The organism is Halomonas sp. A3H3 (assembly GCF_000982975.1).
GTDB lineage: Bacteria > Pseudomonadota > Gammaproteobacteria > Pseudomonadales > Halomonadaceae > Vreelandella > Vreelandella titanicae.
Genome location: NZ_HG423343.1, coordinates 312,622 through 330,962 on the forward strand (window position 1 = coordinate 312,622; position 18,341 = coordinate 330,962).

21 protein-coding genes are annotated in these 18,341 nt (G+C 52.6%); 9 read left to right on the plus strand and 12 right to left on the minus strand.

What is annotated here, in order from left to right; translation table 11 throughout:
* The first annotated feature begins 164 nt into the window (after positions 1-164).
* The 4 genes from HALA3H3_RS01370 (at position 165) to HALA3H3_RS26875 (ending at position 3,293) form a co-directional block, all read left to right on the plus strand.
* Positions 165-1,412, plus strand: coding sequence for an AGE family epimerase/isomerase (locus HALA3H3_RS01370; RefSeq protein ID WP_022520593.1), 1,248 nt, complete (start codon positions 165-167; stop codon positions 1,410-1,412).
* A 381-nt stretch (positions 1,413-1,793) separates the two neighbouring features.
* The gene (locus HALA3H3_RS01375; protein ID WP_022520595.1) at positions 1,794-2,615 is read left to right on the plus strand and encodes an aldo/keto reductase; all 822 of its coding nucleotides are present in this window, start codon (positions 1,794-1,796) and stop codon (positions 2,613-2,615) included.
* A 37-nt stretch (positions 2,616-2,652) separates the two neighbouring features.
* Entirely contained in the window at positions 2,653-3,066 is a 414-nt protein-coding gene (locus HALA3H3_RS01380) for a hypothetical protein (RefSeq protein ID WP_022520596.1), read from the plus strand.
* Positions 3,063-3,293 carry a hypothetical protein gene (locus tag HALA3H3_RS26875; protein ID WP_039859276.1) on the plus strand — a complete coding sequence of 77 codons (231 nt, stop codon included), beginning with the start codon at positions 3,063-3,065 and terminating at the stop codon, positions 3,291-3,293. Before HALA3H3_RS01380 ends, HALA3H3_RS26875 begins: the two co-directional genes overlap by 4 nt.
* A gap of 107 nt (positions 3,294-3,400) precedes the next feature.
* On the opposite strand, the gene HALA3H3_RS01390 is transcribed toward HALA3H3_RS26875, so the two are convergent.
* Positions 3,401-4,297, minus strand: a complete 897-nt coding sequence (locus tag HALA3H3_RS01390) for a DMT family transporter (protein ID WP_009287227.1) — start codon at positions 4,295-4,297, stop codon at positions 3,401-3,403.
* Positions 4,298-4,465: 168 nt separating this feature from the next.
* Here HALA3H3_RS01390 and HALA3H3_RS01395 point away from each other — a divergent pair, with 168 nt between their 5' ends.
* Complete coding sequence (locus HALA3H3_RS01395; protein ID WP_022520598.1) at positions 4,466-5,347, plus strand: helix-turn-helix domain-containing protein; 882 nt, start codon at positions 4,466-4,468, stop codon at positions 5,345-5,347.
* Positions 5,348-5,445: 98 nt separating this feature from the next.
* Here HALA3H3_RS01395 and HALA3H3_RS27230 read toward each other — a convergent pair whose 3' ends face one another.
* The 5 genes from HALA3H3_RS27230 to HALA3H3_RS01420 all read right to left on the minus strand — a co-directional run bounded on the left by HALA3H3_RS27230 (position 5,446) and on the right by HALA3H3_RS01420 (position 8,620).
* Complete coding sequence (locus tag HALA3H3_RS27230; protein ID WP_238326058.1) at positions 5,446-5,643, minus strand: hypothetical protein; 198 nt, start codon at positions 5,641-5,643, stop codon at positions 5,446-5,448.
* A gap of 134 nt (positions 5,644-5,777) precedes the next feature.
* A complete protein-coding gene (locus tag HALA3H3_RS01405) occupies positions 5,778-6,260 on the minus strand; it encodes a GNAT family N-acetyltransferase (protein WP_022520599.1) in 483 nt (160 codons plus the stop codon).
* Positions 6,261-6,336: 76 nt separating this feature from the next.
* Positions 6,337-6,807, minus strand: coding sequence for a GNAT family N-acetyltransferase (locus HALA3H3_RS01410; protein ID WP_022520600.1), 471 nt, complete (start codon positions 6,805-6,807; stop codon positions 6,337-6,339).
* Positions 6,808-6,915: 108 nt separating this feature from the next.
* Positions 6,916-7,800 carry an aromatic amino acid exporter YddG gene (yddG, locus tag HALA3H3_RS01415; RefSeq protein WP_022520601.1) on the minus strand — a complete coding sequence of 295 codons (885 nt, stop codon included), beginning with the start codon at positions 7,798-7,800 and terminating at the stop codon, positions 6,916-6,918.
* An 88-nt stretch (positions 7,801-7,888) separates the two neighbouring features.
* Positions 7,889-8,620, minus strand: a complete 732-nt coding sequence (locus tag HALA3H3_RS01420; RefSeq protein ID WP_022520602.1) for an AraC family transcriptional regulator — start codon at positions 8,618-8,620, stop codon at positions 7,889-7,891.
* Between HALA3H3_RS01420 and HALA3H3_RS26880 the strand changes: the two genes are divergently transcribed.
* Positions 8,619-8,795 (plus strand): hypothetical protein, encoded by a 177-nt coding sequence (locus HALA3H3_RS26880; protein WP_155705713.1) that lies wholly within the window; start codon positions 8,619-8,621, stop codon positions 8,793-8,795. The two genes, HALA3H3_RS01420 and HALA3H3_RS26880, sit on opposite strands and share 2 nt — an antisense overlap.
* Before the next feature lie 36 nt (positions 8,796-8,831).
* On the opposite strand, the gene HALA3H3_RS01425 is transcribed toward HALA3H3_RS26880, so the two are convergent.
* From HALA3H3_RS01425 to HALA3H3_RS01440, 4 genes are all read right to left on the minus strand, one after another.
* The gene (locus HALA3H3_RS01425; protein WP_022520603.1) at positions 8,832-9,365 is read right to left on the minus strand and encodes an AAA family ATPase; all 534 of its coding nucleotides are present in this window, start codon (positions 9,363-9,365) and stop codon (positions 8,832-8,834) included.
* 347 nt (positions 9,366-9,712) lie between these two features.
* Positions 9,713-10,924, minus strand: a complete 1,212-nt coding sequence (locus tag HALA3H3_RS01430) for a DcaP family trimeric outer membrane transporter (protein ID WP_022520604.1) — start codon at positions 10,922-10,924, stop codon at positions 9,713-9,715.
* A 38-nt stretch (positions 10,925-10,962) separates the two neighbouring features.
* Complete coding sequence (locus tag HALA3H3_RS01435) at positions 10,963-12,234, minus strand: Nramp family divalent metal transporter (protein ID WP_022520605.1); 1,272 nt, start codon at positions 12,232-12,234, stop codon at positions 10,963-10,965.
* Positions 12,235-12,336: 102 nt separating this feature from the next.
* Complete coding sequence (locus tag HALA3H3_RS01440) at positions 12,337-13,254, minus strand: dihydrodipicolinate synthase family protein (RefSeq protein WP_022520606.1); 918 nt, start codon at positions 13,252-13,254, stop codon at positions 12,337-12,339.
* A gap of 269 nt (positions 13,255-13,523) precedes the next feature.
* On the opposite strand from HALA3H3_RS01440, the gene HALA3H3_RS01445 reads away from it, so the two are divergent.
* Positions 13,524-14,528, plus strand: a complete 1,005-nt coding sequence (locus HALA3H3_RS01445; protein WP_022520607.1) for a LacI family DNA-binding transcriptional regulator — start codon at positions 13,524-13,526, stop codon at positions 14,526-14,528.
* Positions 14,529-14,826: 298 nt separating this feature from the next.
* Complete coding sequence (locus tag HALA3H3_RS25895; protein WP_022520608.1) at positions 14,827-15,015, plus strand: MntP/YtaF family protein; 189 nt, start codon at positions 14,827-14,829, stop codon at positions 15,013-15,015.
* Positions 15,016-15,357: 342 nt separating this feature from the next.
* Here HALA3H3_RS25895 and HALA3H3_RS01450 read toward each other — a convergent pair whose 3' ends face one another.
* Entirely contained in the window at positions 15,358-16,242 is an 885-nt protein-coding gene (locus HALA3H3_RS01450; RefSeq protein WP_022520609.1) for a LysR family transcriptional regulator, read from the minus strand.
* A gap of 107 nt (positions 16,243-16,349) precedes the next feature.
* On the opposite strand from HALA3H3_RS01450, the gene HALA3H3_RS01455 reads away from it, so the two are divergent.
* Positions 16,350-17,369 (plus strand): NADP-dependent oxidoreductase, encoded by a 1,020-nt coding sequence (locus HALA3H3_RS01455; RefSeq protein ID WP_022520610.1) that lies wholly within the window; start codon positions 16,350-16,352, stop codon positions 17,367-17,369.
* Here the strand turns inward: HALA3H3_RS01455 and HALA3H3_RS01460 are convergent.
* On the minus strand, positions 17,336-18,271 hold the full coding sequence (locus HALA3H3_RS01460) for a LysR family transcriptional regulator (RefSeq protein ID WP_022520611.1): 936 nt from the start codon (positions 18,269-18,271) through the stop codon (positions 17,336-17,338). The two genes, HALA3H3_RS01455 and HALA3H3_RS01460, sit on opposite strands and share 34 nt — an antisense overlap.
* Positions 18,272-18,341: the final 70 nt, after the last annotated feature.

Here is an 18,341-nt window from a genome sequence, read left to right on the forward strand (position 1 = left end):
CAATCAATTAGAAATTAGACGGCGCGCAATTTATGGTTAACTTGGCGGATTGCGTAAAGGAGAGCCAATCACACGCTAAATATAGCCTTCCAGCTGTCAGACCGGCGGCACCATCGTCAATGGCTGAGGTAAGATCCCACTCGATCACATAAGGCATGGCTGCGATGAACCACGACACCGATCAAAAACCCCGGCGCTGGCTCAATAGTGCCACCCATCACCACTGGCTGACCCGCGAAGGGCTCGCATTGTTCGAATTTCATCGCCAGGCGCGTCTGGCCTCTGGCGGTTTCGCAGTACTCAATGGTGACGGGCGCATTCCCGACGGCGCCAGCGCCGACACCATGCTCACCGCACGCATGGCGCACAGCTGTGCCCTAGCGGCGCTACAAGGTCTACCAGGCGCTGCAGCACTGACCGAGCACGCCATTCGCGCTTTGTCTGGCAAGCTGCGCGACGAGCAACACGGCGGCTGGTTCGGGGCCGACCCCGCCACCAGCGACGACCGCACTAAGCAGTGCTATACCCATCACTTCGTCGCCCTCGGTGCCGCCACTGCGACCCACGCCGATATTCCCGGCGCGGCTGCTCTGCTCGAAGAGGCCATTGAGGTGATCGACACCCGCTTCTGGTCGATGGATGAGCAAGCTTTCGTCGAGAGTTTCAGTCAGGACTGGAGCGAACTGAGCGACTACCGCGGCGGTAACAGCAACATGCACGGCGTAGAGCTGTGCTTGGCCCTAGCCGATGTGCGCGACGAACCGCTATGGCTTGACCGGGCGCTAGCCATCGTTGAACGGCTGATTCACCACCACGCGGCTCCCCAGGATTACCGCATCCTCGAGCATTTTCATGGCGACTGGTCAGAATGGCCGGAGCACAACGCCGACTGCCCCGACGACGGGTTCTATCCCTATGGCGCCACGCCGGGTCACGGTTTCGAGTGGTCGCGGCTGATGCTGCAACTGGAGGCGGCGCTTGAATCTCGCGGCCGCGCAGCTCCTTCTTGGCTATTCGCTGACGCTGCGGCGCTATTTGACGCCAGCCTGCGTGATGGCTGGGCCACCGACGGCACCCCAGGGCTAGTGTATACCGTGGATTGGGAGGGTCGCCCAAACTCCCTGCGGCGTCGCCACTGGACTCACGCCGAAGCACTGGCCGCCGCTGCCGCGTTTCTACAACGCACCGATCAGACCCACTACGAGCGCTGGTATCGGCGGCTTTGGGATTTCATCGACACCACCTTTATTGATCGCGCGCGGGGCGGCTGGTATCAGGAGCTCGACGGTAAGCTGCAGATCGACACTGCCGAAGGTGACATCAAGCCCGATCTCTACCACGCTTACCAGGCCACACTGATACCGCGGCTACCCTTGGCACTCAACTTGGCGTTGGCTGTCGAGAGGCTGTAGTAGCTCAACCTTTACCCGAACTGATCGTATTATGACCACCTGAGGTTAGCTGCCAGGGTAGTGGTCACTGTGGCTAACCTAGCTATTTTTCGACTGTCGCTAATCGTACATACTCTGGAACTCTTTCCTTGAATAATTTAATGAGTTCAAGCTGCATTAACTCATAGTGATCCGGAATAGATTCAAAGCTCCCCCTAGGCCCGGCTATACGGCCTGCCTGAAGCGCAGCGATGACTTTGACGTATCGAAGCGGAGGCATTCGAGTGACGCGCCTGGCTAGCTGCTCCTAAGCATGTACGCCCGATGCTTCCGCTCTTCTCGCATGATATAGAGGACGAGAACCCACCTCTCATCCATTTACCCAACAACCAGGAGGAGAACATGCAGACAATCAAACTAGGCGGAGAAAGCGTACCCCGTATAGGCCAGGGCACCTGGCATATGGGCGAGAATGCCGGACAACGGCAGGCTGAGGTCAGGGCGCTGCGTGAAGGTCTGGATCTGGGCATGATGCTGATCGATACCGCAGAGATGTATGCCGAGGGCGGTGCTGAAGAAGTCGTTGGCCAAGCGATCCGTGGCCGGCGCGATGAAGTGTATCTGGTCAGCAAGGTCTACCCGCACAACGCCAGCACCAAGGGTGTTCAGGCTGCCTGCGAGCGCAGCCTGCGCCGATTGGGCACCGACACTATCGATCTATACCTGCTGCACTGGCGCGGCCAGTACCCGCTGAGCGAAACAGTGGAAGCCTTCGAACGGCTGCGTGAGCAGGGCAAGATCCTGCGCTGGGGTGTATCGAACTTCGACATTGACGACTTAGCAGAGCTCAACGAGCCAGCTTGCGCCACCAATCAGGTGCTCTACAATCCCGAAGCACGGGGCATTGAATACGACCTGCTGCCTTGGCAAGCACAACAAAACATGCCGCTCATGGCTTATTGCCCGATCGGGCAAGGCGGCGCGCTACTGCATGATGCCGCCCTGCAACGCATCGCCGGCAAACACAGCGCCACCACCGCGCAAGTCGCCCTCGCCTGGGCTCTGCGCCACCCTGGTGTGATTGCTATTCCTAAAGCCGTGAAACTGGATCACCTCAGACAGAACTTTGATGCAGATAACGTCAGACTCGACGAAGATGATCTGGCACAGATCGATGCCGCCTATCCTCGCCCAATGCGCAAGCAGTCTCTGAAGATGGTTTGAAGAAGAGTCATTAACGGCCCAGCACTGGAGTGATGTCATGTCACTGCCCGCCCCACAACCAAACGCCTGGATTCGCTTTCTCGCCCACCTGCTGTTTATTCTGGCGGCGTGGACGCTGTTCATTAAATACCTGTTTCCCATTGGGTACGGGCTGGCATACGGCGAGCCCTGGGCAAGGCATATCTATTGGGATCTATGGCCACTGGCGCACGTTTGGCTAGGTTGGGCGCTGCTCGAACGGCCTAGCTATACGCGTGCATTGGCGGTGGGCATGTCCGTCATTGAAATCCTCATCATCTGTACCCTGTTCGTCCGTTTTCTCGCCGCCCCTGAGTGGTCGATCTGGCGTACCAACTGGTTTGTGAATAAGGTATTTGTGCTGACATGCTTTGTGCTGGTGTTGGCTGCCACGGTGCCGGTTCAAAAAAACCTGAAGGAGCGACCGCTATGAAGCATCACATCAAGCATCGCATCACGCGCAGACAAAGCCTTACGCTCATCGGCACCACGCTCACCGCCATGACGCTCCCAACCGTATCACTTCTTGCCAACACGGGCGGGATGCAACAGAAGACCTTTGCGGGCACGGACAAAACGCTGCCATTATCGGCATGGGCACTTGGCGAACATTCAACGTTGGCAGTGATCCGAAGCTGCTCGATGTGCGTACCGAAGTAGTTAAGGCATTCTTCGAGCATGACGGCGGACTGATCGACTCTTCGCCCATGTATGGCTCGGCACCTCCAATCACCGCAACTGAAATGCAGTGCCCTCTTTATTAGCTACTAAACAGGCTGCCGCCACCGCCAAACCAAACGATGGGCATTAAACATCAGCAGGTTGCCACTCACAATCATTGCTAACCCTATAAGTGCATCCGCATGCCACTGGTAACCCTCGAACACCGTTGACAGCGCCAGCGCAACCAAAGGAAACAATACCGTCGCATAAGCCGCCTTACCGGCACCAATACGGCCGACCAGCATAAAGTAGGCACCAAAGCCTCCCACCGATCCTATTACCGCCAAATAAACCAGGGCACCTAGATATCTCGGTTCCGCTGGCAGGCTGAAACTGGCTCCCTGAGCCCAGGCAATCAGCCCCATCAACATCCCCCCATACAGCATAGCAAAGGCGTTGGTGGTGTTGATTTTCAAGCCGCATCGCTGGTGCCTGACCGACACCATGTTACCCAGCGAAAACCCGTAGGTACCCAGCAACGTCAAACCAATGGCGCCCAGCAGTTCCCACGTAGCCTCAACTGTGACCAGATCCTGCCAGAAAATCAGCGCCATGCCCGGCAGACCAAGGGCCAAAGCCAGGTAAAATACCCGCGGAACCGGTGTGCGAAAGAACAGGTAGCCATTGGCCGCATTAAACAGTATCGACATAGAAAACAGGATGGCAATTAGGCCGCTGGGCAGATAACCCGCAGCGGTATAGAAGCAGTAGAAATTCAAACCAAAGACACAGCCCCCCTGCAACAGGCAGAAAAGATGGTCCCTGGTATGCAGAGCCTGGCGTCGGCGCAACAATGTAAGCCCAGCCAACAGCACCAGCGCGGCGATGAGAAAACGATAGAATACCGAGACCGGCACCGCCACCTCGCCCACTTGCCAAGCGATAGCCAGCCAGGTCGAGCCCCAGATAAGAACTGTTGAGATATACAGAAGGCTATTCATGGCTTGCCATTCCCAGAGTGGTTAGTGTCAGCCATAGTATCGGCTCACCCCGGCTGGCTGGCTTGCCTGCGTTTGCGCCAGTTTGTCTATTCTTGCGGTTGAATGGTTCGCTGAATTGAGTTTCGTGCTGAGCCTGAGTACTGTTAACGCAGTTCCCAGGAGCCGCCCATGTTCACCGACACTTTGAGCCACTATCCCAGGATGAAACAGACGCAGGCGCGTCTAGTGAGTAGCACCCAGCTAAAAAATGGCATGGCGCTGGCCCGTTGGAGTAACCAAGAAGACCGTATTGAGAAAATTCACTCAAACCACCACACTCTGAGCGTTTATCTGAACGGCGCGGAGAACTCCCTACGCAGGCAGGGATCACAAACCATTGCCAGCGAGACCAGCAATAGCGTGTGTTTAATGCCCGCCAATCTGATCACAAGTTGGGACGTGCATGGGCCTATCTCACTACTGCATTTCTATTTCAGCGACACTCACCTGAGTCAGTTGATCGAACAGGTATGGGATAAAGATGGCCGAAGCGTGCAACTGGACGAAATCGACTTCGCCCAGGATGCCCTGCTCACTCAGCTGTTTTGCACCACCCTTGGCCAGAGCAACTGGCAAGACCCGCTGGATCAATTAGCGCTGGATTCCGCCACCCAAACGGCATTGATACACACCCTACGCCACTATAGCCAGCGCCGACTGCCAACTCTGCGCCCAACCGGTGGACTACCTGCGTGGCAATTAAAACGAGTGGTGGAGTTCATTGAGCATCACCTGAACCAACCCCTTACGCTGGCATGCATGGCGGGTATCACTGGCTTAAGTGACTACCACTTCGCCCGCATGTTCAAACAAGCCACTGGTTACCCACCACATCGCTATGTGCTGCACCGTCGTCTTATCCGGGCGCAATACTTGTTGGCGGAAACATCGCTAAATATGACTGAGATCGCACTACGCTGCGGTTTTGGCTCCAGCAGTCATTTCAGCAACCGCTTTCGCGCAGAGACAGGTGTCAGTCCTACTGAGTATCGGACGCAACAACGTAGCTAGGATTCTTACGAAGACTGCCTGCTACCCGCCCCGCTTTAGGACTTTGTCGCCGTCGCGTTTTTCTTTCAGCGCTATGCAGCGCTCAACTGGGCCGGGGGCTATATTGGAGACGCTTTCATTGCCCAGGCCATGCTGCTGGTATTGATGGCGTTAACGGGATGGGGAATTGATAACGCGCCACGCGCAACAAACTCACCAGTTGCTATAGGTATAGCCATCAGCCTCTTCGGCCTGATCATAATGCCGCTGATGGCGCCGCTAAGCGGCGGCACCTGGCGGAAGTGTTCGGCATTCATGCCGCCCCCACAGCAGTTACCACGCTGGGCCTAGTCCTTATCATATTCCAGGGTTTCGCCCTATGGAGTGGCGACGAAGAAGCCAAGGAAAGGGCGGCCACCAGACGCGAACTGCTGCGACTTGTTATATCTTGTTAACTAACTGCAAAGTCTTCAAGCGCTTTTCCTGTCAAACGGTAGCCTATCCATTCATTTTGCGGTTTTGCGCCTATTGACTCATAGAACTGGATCGCAGGTTCATTCCAGTCAAGTACGTTCCACTCGAAACGGCCGCATTTTTTCGATATTGCAATGTTAGCAAGATACTTCAAAAGTGCTTTGCCAGCCCCGACGCCACGATATTTTTGAGTAACGTACAAATCTTCAAGATATAGCCCATGCTTACCGAGCCATGTTGAGAAATTGAAGAAATAGACCGCTAAGCCAATAGGTTCGTTATTGAAATAACAGATAACGGCCTTAGTCGTCGTATTATCGCCAAACAAAGCGTTTTCTATATCCGCGACTGTCGCTAGCACTTCATGCTCTGCTTTTTCATAAATCGCAAGTTCTATGACAAATTTATGGATTAAAGCCGAGTCTTCAATGGTAGCTTGCCGGATTTCCACTTCTGACATTACCTACCTCCGTATCTTGTAATAATGTTTGTGTTCCGCTTGCTGCGTCACCAATTCGCACGCAACCGCTCTCGCGCTACTCTACGCTGGCGTTATATAAGATCACCTCATCTCCAGCCCCATAGCCGCTAATCACGGCCGCGCGGGAGACTCCCAGCGTGGATTGATACAGCTTCTCTGCGAAGTTGCCTTCCGAAGTGGTCACCATCACCGCCCCCACATCGCAGCCCTGGCGACGCACGTGGGCCTTGAACGGCGCTAGCGACTCCACAATGAGCTGCTTACCCAGCCCCCTACCTGCTGCTTCCGGGTGAATGCCGATTTGCTCCAGCTCGATGATGCTTTTTTCCCGAAAGCCGTTCTTAACGCACCAAAGGATATAGCCACGCACCAGACCGTCCACCTCCACCACGTAGTAAACGCCCCGTGGATAGGTGTTAAACGACGACTCAATCCACAGCGCGTGATTTTTCTCACGGGGGAAACACGCTTGGTACACCTCGGCGATGGCGGCAATATCGTTTTTTTCTGCTGCTCTTACGGTCATTCTAAAGTCCTTTTTTCTTTGAGAGCCCGTTGCTATCGGCTCATACCCGCCCTTTCTGGGGCTTACATCATGACTTTTTCGAATCCAAAAAACTCTAGCTTATGTACCTTACTGCCTACCCGCACCCCGATGCTTCGCGCGACCTGCGATCACAGAACCAATGACGATGAGCACGCTGGCACTCAATACGGCCACCGTGGCCTCGCCGTATCCTGCCAGGATCAGTAACACCACCGAAATGAGTGGCGCGCTGTAGGCTAGGGTGCCAAGTAGCTGGATGTTCCCGTGTTTGACGCCATAGTCCCAGGTAAAAAATGCGATTCCAACCGGCCCGAGTCCCAGCCCAACCACGCCTACCCATTGCATCAAGCCATCCGGCCACACCGTCTCTTCCCACAGCATATGGCACCCTAAAGCCAGCAGTGCCGTCACACCGCAGAACCAACCGACGGCATCGGTTGGCACTGAACGTACCAATCTGCTGAGCACGGAGTAAGAAGACCAAATCAATGCACACGCCAGCGCTACCAGATAACCGGGCAGGTTCTCCCAAGCAAATCCGCCTGCATTTCGGCTGATCAACAACCAACAACCCACCAGCGCCACCAAGGCGCCAACGATAGACTGAGCTCGCATCCTCTCGTCCGGTAACAGGGCAGACAGCAGAACGATCAGTAGCGGCCAGAGGTAAGCCAACAGGCTGACTTCCACCGCCGGTGCTAGCGTCATCGCCTTGAAATATGCAAAGTGATAACCGAATAACCCGACGATACCGATACACCAGGCAAACGGCGACTGGCGTATATACCGAACGCCCGTATGGCCAGCCAAGATCCAACGCCCACCCATCAACAGAAACGCAATGCCGAAAGTCATGGCCATCAGCTGGAACTCTGGAATATCTCCACCGGATAGCTTGGTCAGCAAAGCCAAAGTACCCCAAAGCAGAACGGAAATGGATCCGATCCAGGTAGCGGCATTCACGGTTGCCATGTCACTCTCCCCCGAGATTCTCATGCGTTAGCGGTTGCGGGAGAGCGTATCCATGGCATCAATGAGGATCTTTTGAATCCTGGCGGAATTATGTCGAGAGACGGCGGAAGTGGCTAGGCGGTTTGCCAAAGTGACGTCTGAAGCGGTCGCTGAAGGCCGATAACGACGAGTAGCCTACCGCATCAGCCACCCGCTGAACGCTGAGGCCTGACTGTTCCAGAAGCCGAAACGCCTCTTTCATTCGCACTTCGGTGAGGTATTGATGAGGCGTCATGCCCACCTGATGGCGAAAAAGATCGTTCAACTGCCGAATACTCAAATGGGCCACGTTAGCAGCCTCAGCCATGGAAATAGGTTGGTGGAAGTGATCATCCAGAAACTGTTTTGCCGCGTGAACCCTGCGATCCAGTTTCAATTGACTTCCATGGCGCTCCTGCAGCAGTTGTAACAGCAATAGCAGCATGTGATGCTGGGTAGCATCCGCTCCAGCCCCGCTCATGACCTGAGCATGTAGGAACTGGACGTAATGGCGCAAAGCCGAATCAAGCTCCACGAAACAAGGCAGCTTATCTAGCGCAGGAGCCAGCCCCTCAGGCAAATCAGCCACCAAAAACCGATTATCTTCTGTTGCAGCAAACCCATGGCCGCTTCCTGAAGGGATGATGGCCGCACGGTGCTGTACCACCTCCCCCGCCATGGAATCTACTGACAGAAACAGCGTGCCGACCAGGGGCAATACCAGTTGATGATGGTCATGGGAGTGACTTTTCACTTCATCATCATAGGTACGTATGTGCAGGCCGATCTCTGGATATTTCATGACCTTACTCAGCAGTCGTGGGCATATTCACTTCCTTGACCTGATTCCTCCAGCCTTAGGCTGTGCGTTTTTAGGCAACGCTCGCTTGGTGGATGGAGGTGGCATCCAGCGAGAGGATTCTCTTGGCTCGGCGCATATCGATAGTGATGATGCTGTAGTTCAGCAGTCTTGGTAAAGCGTGGGGAAGAAAACCGTCAACAACAATGACAATTTAAAGGCTATTTACATGCTGTAAAACGAACTTCACGCGCTCATCAATAGTGTCACGCGGCACTTCCAGCGTTTTGTAACCCCATTGCGAATACCAGCTTTTCATCCCCTCGAATACCTTGAGGGACTCCTCGAACGTTTGATCACGCTCTGAATCTGTACCGTAAATGTCTTCCCATGGCGGCAGAAGAAAAACAACGGGATTATAGGGGAACAGTTGAACATAGTTGGCGATGCCCGCCCGTGACAACGCGCTCTCCGCATCAAGCATGTACAGCGCATCCAGCACCCCACGATCAAAGAACGTGGCCTGCTCGCCAACAGCGACACGCCGGTACTTTTCAATATCGGATTTCAGAATATCCTGAGCGAAAGAGACCGGGTCTGGCCGAGGTGATAGCTCCGCCGCCAACCGCTCTTTGATGATGCTACGGGCAGACTCAGGTACAACGCGATAGCCCCGTTTCTCTATGGCATCAAGGAGCGTGGTTTTGCCACCACCGGGGCCGCCGGTGAGTACGAATCGATGGTTCATATTATTAACGCCCTACAGCAGACAAGGAAAACGCTATTGAGTGAGATGCTGTCTCCCCCAACACAATAAAAGCTCAGGCTCCCCCATGATCTCATCTAGCTGCTCGCCCATTCGCACAAGACACCATGTTTCATAGGTGTACTCTGTTGGCGTAGATGTTAGATATTTATATCAACGCAGTGCTCCTTTTTAAAGACTTTTCTAGCCCACTTAACTAAAAAAAGCGTTAGCAAAAATGCTAACGCTTAAAACAACCTTACGATGAAGCAAGGTTCAGATCACTATCCGCACAACTAGCCATAGACATATAATCAATTACAACTTTTTATTCAGGCCGAAGCCGCAGGTTAAAACCGATAGATAACACTCCCTTGTAGGCGATCGACACTTCCACTACGGCCATCCACAGTATGCCGTGCAGCATGAGCCAACTCAATTCCGTAGGTTACGTTATGACCAGGACTCCATTGGTAATTAATATGCACAAGTTCACGCTCTTCGTCATAAGCGCTTATAAACTCACTTGAGCTACCAGTATTAACAAGAGAAACGCCATCGCGCTTGGCATTATCCCAATCTGCATTAACAAATGAGTATGAAACGTTGAAAGCACCGGGGCCTATATCGTGGCTAATACCAATCGTTCCCCCCCATGCAAAGATGGTTTCTAGCTCGTTGCCTGCTCGATAAGCTGAGGGTGCCGGGTTTACTTTCATGTAAGCCCCAATACCCTCACCGCCGGTTACCTGACCACGCAAAGTCGTATTTGGCGTAAGAGCGTAACTAGTCGCGACAAAAGCTCCCCACCCGATCTCTGAGTCTTTTGCTGCACCATCGTCAAAGGCCACTTCTCGAATCATGGCAGCTGATGCCCAACGTAATGCACCAGCCAATGATTCGTACCGAAGCGTAATGTCTGGCAAGCCATCTTTACGATCAACATCAGTACCAGCAATGGATCTACCACCGGTTACTGCATCGTAGCCTCCGTCAAAAGAGTTGCCAGACATGGCACCGCTCGGATCCTCAATAGCAACATGAAAATCACCTACTGAATACCGCAGTTGTGCTTGTCGAAGGAATGCATCGCGCCCTGCGGGACCAGTAAAATCAAGCGTAGGAGTAGTGCTTAGAAAGGTGTGAAAATTGCTCCACGTTTGCCCTGCAGTAATACCGTTCCATGAACCATAGGCCTGACGCATTCGGAGATTACCGAAGAAAAAATCGCCTTCGATATTGGTAATCAAGTCACCTTTCTCTGTCGGCGTTGTAGTGCGGATACCCAGGCGTGACTCATTAGCATGCAGATTCGAATGCCCACTTGTGCTTGGTTGGCCATCCACAGCAATTTTAGAGAAGTTCACACTATCGCCCATGCCACTGCTATTTCCAGCCTTAATGTCGCCACTGTCATACATCACATCAAGCTTAGCATAACCGTATAAAGAAACGTTGGTTCCATTCACATCATAATCAATTGCAAATACAGAAGGAGTAACGAATAGAAAAGAATATCCTAAGAAAGGAAGCACTCTGCGCCACGACAGACACTTATTCATATCTTTATTCTCCATGTTTATAAATTTTTATTTTCAACTTAACCCAGGAGCCTAAAAACAAGCTGAGAAGACATTGCGAAAATGGTCACCAACCCCACTAGAGCAAGCGTGGTTTGTAGAGGGCCATTTTTTAGATCCCCCATCACATCTTCACGTCTTGTCAAAAGAAAGAGAATAATTCCCAAAAAAGGTGCTACTAGGACGGTTAAGGCTTGAGCGATAATAATTAGCTCAATGGGAGAACCCTTCGCCACCACAGCAACCGTAGCTCCCCAAGCCAACACCCCGTATACAAGCAGCTTGACTCTCCATCCGGATAAACTGCTGTTCCAGCCCAACGCATCCGCTAATAGCGTTCCTCCCGCAGAAGCATTTGCCGCCATTGATGAAAAGGCGGCTGCGAAGAACCCAAGGCTGAACAGTACCGCCCCTACCTTTCCAGCCAGCGGCTCCAATACGCTTGCCAACTGTGGAAAAGTCGTTGCTACAGTACCAGTGGAGTGAAGTACCGCTGAGGCTACAATGATGATGAGCATCGCCATAAATGCGGTTGCCACATTCCCCGGGAGAGTATCCATTAACGTAATAGCTCGGTACTGCTGCCTATTCAGCTTTCTTTCATGGATGGCATAGCCAGTATAAAAAGCTGAGTTAATGGAGAAATTTGTACCGATCAAAGCAATTAAAAGAACGCTGGCCTCAGCAGGAAATTTGGGAATAAGACCTTGCGCAGCAGCCGCCCAATCTGGGTCACTCAGTATGGTTGATGCTAAAAAACCTACGGACATAAGCCCAATCAAAGCGACCAACAAGCGCTCCATCGCCTTATAAGTATTCCGCATGGCTATTAATAAGCCGACCGCTACTGTACTAGCGAGCGTCCAGCCTACTACCGAACCTCCTAAAAGCAGGCTTAGCGCTAAACCAGAGCCAACGGCATTGCCTACAGCAAACATCAAAGTGATAGAGAAAACACCGAAGCCAGCCATGACACCAATTGGCCGACCAAGTTTTTGCTTGGTGACTTTGACCACAGAGTCACCAGATGCAAGGCCCAACCGAACAGCCATATCATTAAACACAAACATTAGCACTGCAGACACAAGGATTACCCAAAGCAGCATGTAGCCATATTGGCTGCCTGCCTGCACAGCGGATGTCAGCGCACCGGGTCCGAAACGCCAAGCGCCAGCGACAAATGCAGGCCCCATTAACGCAAGCATTTGTGGCAACGTCAGAGAAAACCGAGATCGATGGTGGTTTGTCGCAGGGGGAAATGGCCCTGAATCATGTTTGGTATTCATACTCATCCTACGCTCCTATTAAATTTGTTATTTAGGATGCATTACGGTGATGCCTCATTGGCATCACCGTTCGGGGACGCCCAGCGTCTAAGGATTCGTCAATCCCGGTTAGGCTAAACCGGCTTGTTTCATAGCAGCAGCAATTTCACGATCTGCGCCTTCGGCAAGCGGACGAAGCGGAGAGCGCACAGTAGCGTGATCAAGAATACCCCGGGCTACCAGGGCCCATTTTAGAGCCACAGTCCCTTCCATATGCGAACCACGGTGATAGACATTCTTGGTGACTGGAAGGAGGCGATCATGCAATTCGCGCGCCTTGGCATAATCCTTGGCTTTTCCTGCTTTGATCAGTTCGATCAGAGGCTCCGGTGCAATACTGCCATAGCCAACTAGCGCACCATCGACATCAAACATGGTGTGAAGCAGGTACTCATCATGACAAGTCAGAATTTGTAGATCCGGGTGCTCAGCGCGAATGACAGGAATTTCAGTATCCCAGCGCTTCATATTTCGAACACCATTTTTCATCGCAAACACACCAGGTTGAGCCGCAATATCAAGCTGCGTCTGGAGGTTGTAAGTGGCTTTCGTATTGTCCGGATACTGGAAAAGAATCAGCGGTAGCTCACTTTCCTCATGAATGCGGCGATAGCGCTCTTGAGGCGCTCCCTCCTGATAACCAAACCTTAGCCAGCCATGAGATGGGTAGACTAGACCAGCAGATGCGCCCGCCTCGACAGCACGTTTTGCTTCTTCGGCTGCAACATGGTCACCTTCGCGAGTGATGCCCGCGATAATGGGTATCTCACCTTTTACCGATTCAACAAATGCCTCAATAACGCGCGTCTGCTCGTCAGAGGTCATGAATGTACCCTCACCAGCATGGCCAAGAACAACGAGACCTTTAACGCCGTCGATGCCGCCCAACCAAGAGCCAAGCTTCTTGATTGCAGCAAAATCAACCTCGCCATCGCGAGTGAAAGGAGTAACCGGTGCGGGGGTCAAACCTCGGAGATCGAGAGACATAATGATTCCTCTTATATGATTGTGTTATCGTTCCTGGGAACGATTGCAATCGTTTCACCAAATACACCACATCGAAAATTAGACGTTAGTCTACGACTCACAAATGATGTGTGGATACGGAAAGCAAACTAATAGTAAATCAGTGGGGTTAGCGTCATATCGCTTATAAGATCGCTGTAAAACCGATAGAATGGTTCGCCTAAATGCCTGTTTATGCGAGCCAACACAGAGGTTCAGTAATCCACCTCACGTCATGGAATAATATATTCATGCACGGTAAGCCTATAACTATGCAAGACGTTGCCAAAGCCGCGGGCGTCAGCACGTCTACAGTCTCTCGCGTTCTTGATGAGCGCCTTCCGCCTTCCAATAGCCCAGCCGCTCAACGGGTTAAAAAAACGGCGGAAGAACTCGGCTATAAGCGTGACATTCTTGCCTCCAGCTTGAGGCGAGGTGGTACAGGCACTATCGGTGTACTGGTGCCCCGACTGAGCGATACCGTCATGGCTCTTATCTACGAAGCGATCTCTAAAGTTGCTCAAGAACGTCACTATTTCGCTATCGTAGCAACCAGTGGTGACGATCCTGAAAGCGAGCGTCAAGCGGTTGAATTGCTTCTCAATCGACGTGTGGACGGCCTAATTTTGGCTACCAGCCGACTTGATGACCAATTACCATCTCAACTGCGTGACCGGGGAGTTCCGCACTCATTGGTGCTTCGTACCGATGGTAAAAGTCCTTCTGCCTTGGGTGACGATATTCAAGGTGGATACCTTGCTACTCGGCACCTCATCGACCTGGGGCACCGTGACATTGGCCTTGTTGCAGGCCCTAGCTTTACCTCTAGCGCTCGCGACCGACAAAAAGGCTTTCGCAAAGCCATGAGCGAATCAGGGATTCCTGTGCGTGAGCCATGGATTATCGAGTCAGGCTATGGAATCGAAGCTGGCGAGGAAGCAGGGCTGGCTCTGCTCTCACAGAATGAGAAACCAACAGCCATTTTTGCAGTCAACGATAACCTCGCTATTGGCGTGATGGCTGCTGCACATAGACTTGGCATTGAGGTGGGCAAAACGCTTTCATTAGTCGGATATAACGATATCCCTCTTGCCAGTCGTCTACCTGTGCCGCTCACGTCTGTATACATACCTTTTGACTATATTGCACAACAGGCTGTCGACTTACTGCTAAGCGATAAACACTCTGGCTCGCCGATCAATAGAGTGGCTATGCCTAGTTTGATCCCAAGATCATCATCAGTCCGACATATATAAAAAATCATGAGTACGCAGTATTAAGCTATTACTCTGAGAGCCCTCCTAATGCTAATCTAAATTATGGCAGAGGGCTATTCACTAGATACTCATTAGCAAATAGTATACGCCCTACATTTATAAAAATATTTACTTTTTCATTAACTGCTTATCATCAGAGAAGAACTTGATAGAATCCAGCGCTACTCAGCATCCTAACCTTACACTTAAGTAAGTTATTTTACGCACCTAGTTTAATCAAACGAGCTTTCCTACCATAACGTGTATTGCCCTGCATTCCATCACTGGCCTAGACGCCGTGAACATAGACACCAGCCTCGTATTCATTGATGTGAACATCATCACCGTCAGCCTCACCATTGGCTTAGCCATCACAGTGATGGCCTCCATAGGAGCGCTACTAGACCACAAACTCGGTAAATATGTTGGGCCATTGGGCAAAACTCATTGGCGGCGTAGTGTTGATTGGGATGGCACTCAGTTTTAGTAATGCTGCCGTTTCTTGAGCTGTAGCCAAAGTTGCAATAGGCATTGCAACGACAGTTTTGCTTGGCGTGAATCAGCCCCACTGTTTCAGAGTATTTATAGATTCCCTTGGTCAGAAAGTTTTTCCCTACTATGGATGGAGACTAGCAGGTATCCATCCGCTCGAACTGGAATTTGGTTTTGCACCAGACCGCAGGACTATTGGCACTGTAGCGGCAAATTCCCAGGGTAGCTGTGCGTGGCTCGGATCGCTGACGCAAAGGAACGGAGAACGACAATCCTGGTGAGCTTTCGGCCAGCAGCCGCCGTCAAAATGGCGCTCACCGAAACGACACAAAGCTGTTCAAAGTCGTTCGATCAACATATCGATAAAGGCGCGTACAGCGGGGTTGGTGCTACGACTCTGTGGCCATAGCGCAATGATATTATGCCGCTCTACATCGAAGTCGGGCAGGATTGGTACCAGTTCCTCTCGCCTAACCCGCTGGGCAGCCATGAAACTTGCAACCATCCCGATACCTGCACCCGTGGCCATAGCAGCTATGACGGCTTCGCTTGAATCAACGATAACAGGGGAAGATGGCACTATTTCGATCTCCTTCTCGCCGATCCGGAACGGCCAGCGAAACATTTGCCCCGTACTTTGGTAGCGCAAATTGATCGTTTCGTGCCCCACCAGTTCATCTGGATGCTCGGGAGCACCATACCTAGCCAGGTAGTCTGGCGAAGCGTAGCAAGAGAGCCTGTAAGGCGAGAGTCGCCTGGACAACAGTGACGAATCCGCAAGGTCACCGATCCGCACTGCAAGATCAATGCTCTCTTCAACCATACCGACGATGTGGTCGCTCAGCCGCAGGTCGATCGTTACCTTCGGGTAGCGCGTTCGAAAATCCGTAATAGCAGGAGCAATCAGATGCAGACCCAATGGGAGTGATGCCGCAATTCGTAACGTGCCTGCGGGCTCGGAACGAGCAGACTTCACTACCTGCTCTATCTCTTCTGCCTGGCGCAACAGCTCTAGCACACGTCCATGCAAGTCGCGGCCCTCGGCCGTGAAAGACAGCGAGCGTGTCGTACGAGTGAAAAGAGAGACGCCGAAGTGACGCTCCAACCGCTGGATGCTTTTGCTTATCGCAGAGGGCGAAACAGACAGCGAGCGCGCCGCAGCGGTGTAGCTGCCTAAGGAGCCGGCGCGTGCAAATGCGATAAGCCCCGTGAGGCGTTCCAATCCGATTTGTTCCTTCATGGAATTATTAAAACGAATCTACGCACCATTATCAATGACAAGGAACTTCCTTACTATTTGCCATGTGACTATTCTTGAGTGAGGTTGTGATGAACGACATGATGAAAGCAGTGCAGCTGCATAGTTTCGGTGGCCCAGAGGTCTTGCTTTACGAAGATACGCCCCGACCCGAAGTACAAACCGGTGAAGTGCTTATCCAAGTTAATGCGGCAAGTCTTAACCCACCAGACCTTTACCTGCGCGACGGCTATCGGGCGCTACCTCCAGAATGGCAGCCTAGCCCACATTTCCCGTTGATATTGGGCACTGATGTGTCAGGGGTCGTTGCTGCCATTGGCGACGAGGTTTCCAAAGTCAGCGTAGGTGACCACGTCTTTGCAATGGTGCGTTTTCCCGAAGACCTGATGACGGGCAGCAGCACCTATGCCGAATATGTCAGCGTTCCTGAAAGCCACCTAGCGTTGAAGCCAAAGGGCATTTCTCATGTCGAGGCAGCAGGTGCCCCAATGTCACTGCTTACTGTCTGGCAGTTTCTGGTTGATCCTGGTAATGACCTACCCAATCCATTCCAGGCATTTCGGCATGTGCCTGTACCGCTCGAAGGCAAGACCGTCTTGATCAATGGAGCTGGCGGTGGCGTGGGGCATCTAGCGGTTCAAGTCGCCAAATGGAAAGGGGCGCGTGTAATCGCGGTTGCTTCGGGTAAGCATGAAGAGCTTCTTCGCGAGCTGGGTGCTGACGACTTCATTGATTACACCAAGGCAGCCGCCGAAACGGTCGCACATGATGTGGATCTGGTGCTTGACGCTGTGGGTGGCCCGAACATGGAGCGCTTCCTCAGCATTATTAAACCAGGCGGTTCGCTCTTTCTGGTCAACCCCTTGGGCTTTTCTGCCAGGGATGAAGCCAACAGGCTAGGGGTTACGGTTTCCTCACTACAGGTGCACTCAAACGGAATGCTGCTGGCGCAGGCCAGTCGCTTGCTCGACGACCGTACCATTCGGATCGTGATCGACAGTACCTATTCGTTGGCAGAAGCATCGGCTGCGCACCAGAGAGCTATGCAAGGCGGCATTCAAGGTAAGGTCGTGCTTGTCGTTAAACAGTAACCGGCCAAGCGTTGTTTCTGAGCGCGAACCACTTCTGTCAGAAAATCCATCAAGGCATGAATCCTCACTACGCCTCGTAGATCCGGGTGCATCAGAAACCACAAGCCGTATTCCAGCTCCGGGATAGGATCAGTGAGCTGGATAATGTCCGGATCTTCGTCCGCCAAATAACAGGGCAGCACACCCAGCCCCATACCGGAGCTAATAGCGCTGAGTATATTGACCAGCGTATCGACACGGTAGACACAGGCCGCTTTCAGCGCGTTGTTGTCCATCCACTGATCCAGTGCTGAGTCCTGCAATCGCGGGCCAGCACCAATCCAGGGCTGGCTAGCAAGGGTCTTGATAGAAGCTCCTGGTGACAGATTGAGGCTTCGGTGTCCGTAGACCGCCTGCCCTATGGCCGTCAGCGGTCGCCCAATCAGATTTTCAGGAGGAGCATTGGACGGGCGGATGGCGACGTCAGCTTCTCTGCGTGTCAGATTGAATAGCTGGTTGGATACGGCGACGTCCAACACGATGCCTGGATATTTATGCTGAAACTGCGTGAACAGAGGAGAGAGCAGCCCCATCAACAAAGAGTCCGTTGTGGTGAGCCAGATTTCCCCTCTCGGCTCCAAGTCGCGCCCAGCGACTTTACGTTCGGCGGCCAAGGCTACTTCATCCATGATTCTGGCGGTTTCAGCGAGCTCTTCTCCAGCAAGCGTTGGCCGGTAACCGGTTCGGCTTCTTTCAAAAAGAGCAACACCAAGGCGCTGTTCGATATCACCCAGCCGTCGGAAAATCGTAGCGTGACTGACGCCCAAGACGCGTGAGGCACCCGACAGCGAACCTGCAGTTGCGATTGCCAGGACGACCTCAAAGTCGTTCCACGCTAGGTGACTCCTGGTTTTCTGTGTCATGGCAGAAGGTTGCCTGAGATTTTTACCTGTTCGTTTTTGCAAAGTTAATTCTCACTTTCATGGAATACCT

What these genes read in the sequence shown, in the direction of transcription:
- HALA3H3_RS01455 (WP_022520610.1), top strand. Translation starts at nt 16,350, where the DNA reads ATGAACGACATGATGAAAGCAGTGCAGCTGCATAGTTTCGGTGGCCCA.
- HALA3H3_RS01460 (WP_022520611.1), bottom strand. Translation starts at nt 18,271, where the DNA reads ATGACACAGAAAACCAGGAGTCACCTAGCGTGGAACGACTTTGAGGTC.
- HALA3H3_RS01370 (WP_022520593.1), top strand. Translation starts at nt 165, where the DNA reads ATGAACCACGACACCGATCAAAAACCCCGGCGCTGGCTCAATAGTGCC.
- HALA3H3_RS27230 (WP_238326058.1), bottom strand. Translation starts at nt 5,643, where the DNA reads ATGAATGCCGAACACTTCCGCCAGGTGCCGCCGCTTAGCGGCGCCATC.
- HALA3H3_RS01440 (WP_022520606.1), bottom strand. Translation starts at nt 13,254, where the DNA reads ATGTCTCTCGATCTCCGAGGTTTGACCCCCGCACCGGTTACTCCTTTC.
- HALA3H3_RS01375 (WP_022520595.1), top strand. Translation starts at nt 1,794, where the DNA reads ATGCAGACAATCAAACTAGGCGGAGAAAGCGTACCCCGTATAGGCCAG.
- HALA3H3_RS01430 (WP_022520604.1), bottom strand. Translation starts at nt 10,924, where the DNA reads ATGAATAAGTGTCTGTCGTGGCGCAGAGTGCTTCCTTTCTTAGGATAT.
- HALA3H3_RS01390 (WP_009287227.1), bottom strand. Translation starts at nt 4,297, where the DNA reads ATGAATAGCCTTCTGTATATCTCAACAGTTCTTATCTGGGGCTCGACC.
- HALA3H3_RS01405 (WP_022520599.1), bottom strand. Translation starts at nt 6,260, where the DNA reads ATGTCAGAAGTGGAAATCCGGCAAGCTACCATTGAAGACTCGGCTTTA.
- HALA3H3_RS01395 (WP_022520598.1), top strand. Translation starts at nt 4,466, where the DNA reads ATGTTCACCGACACTTTGAGCCACTATCCCAGGATGAAACAGACGCAG.
- HALA3H3_RS26875 (WP_039859276.1), top strand. Translation starts at nt 3,063, where the DNA reads ATGAAGCATCACATCAAGCATCGCATCACGCGCAGACAAAGCCTTACG.
- HALA3H3_RS26880 (WP_155705713.1), top strand. Translation starts at nt 8,619, where the DNA reads ATGACCTTACTCAGCAGTCGTGGGCATATTCACTTCCTTGACCTGATT.
- HALA3H3_RS01435 (WP_022520605.1), bottom strand. Translation starts at nt 12,234, where the DNA reads ATGAGTATGAATACCAAACATGATTCAGGGCCATTTCCCCCTGCGACA.
- HALA3H3_RS01420 (WP_022520602.1), bottom strand. Translation starts at nt 8,620, where the DNA reads ATGAAATATCCAGAGATCGGCCTGCACATACGTACCTATGATGATGAA.
- HALA3H3_RS01380 (WP_022520596.1), top strand. Translation starts at nt 2,653, where the DNA reads ATGTCACTGCCCGCCCCACAACCAAACGCCTGGATTCGCTTTCTCGCC.
- yddG (WP_022520601.1), bottom strand. Translation starts at nt 7,800, where the DNA reads ATGGCAACCGTGAATGCCGCTACCTGGATCGGATCCATTTCCGTTCTG.
- HALA3H3_RS01425 (WP_022520603.1), bottom strand. Translation starts at nt 9,365, where the DNA reads ATGAACCATCGATTCGTACTCACCGGCGGCCCCGGTGGTGGCAAAACC.
- HALA3H3_RS01445 (WP_022520607.1), top strand. Translation starts at nt 13,524, where the DNA reads ATGCACGGTAAGCCTATAACTATGCAAGACGTTGCCAAAGCCGCGGGC.
- HALA3H3_RS01410 (WP_022520600.1), bottom strand. Translation starts at nt 6,807, where the DNA reads ATGACCGTAAGAGCAGCAGAAAAAAACGATATTGCCGCCATCGCCGAG.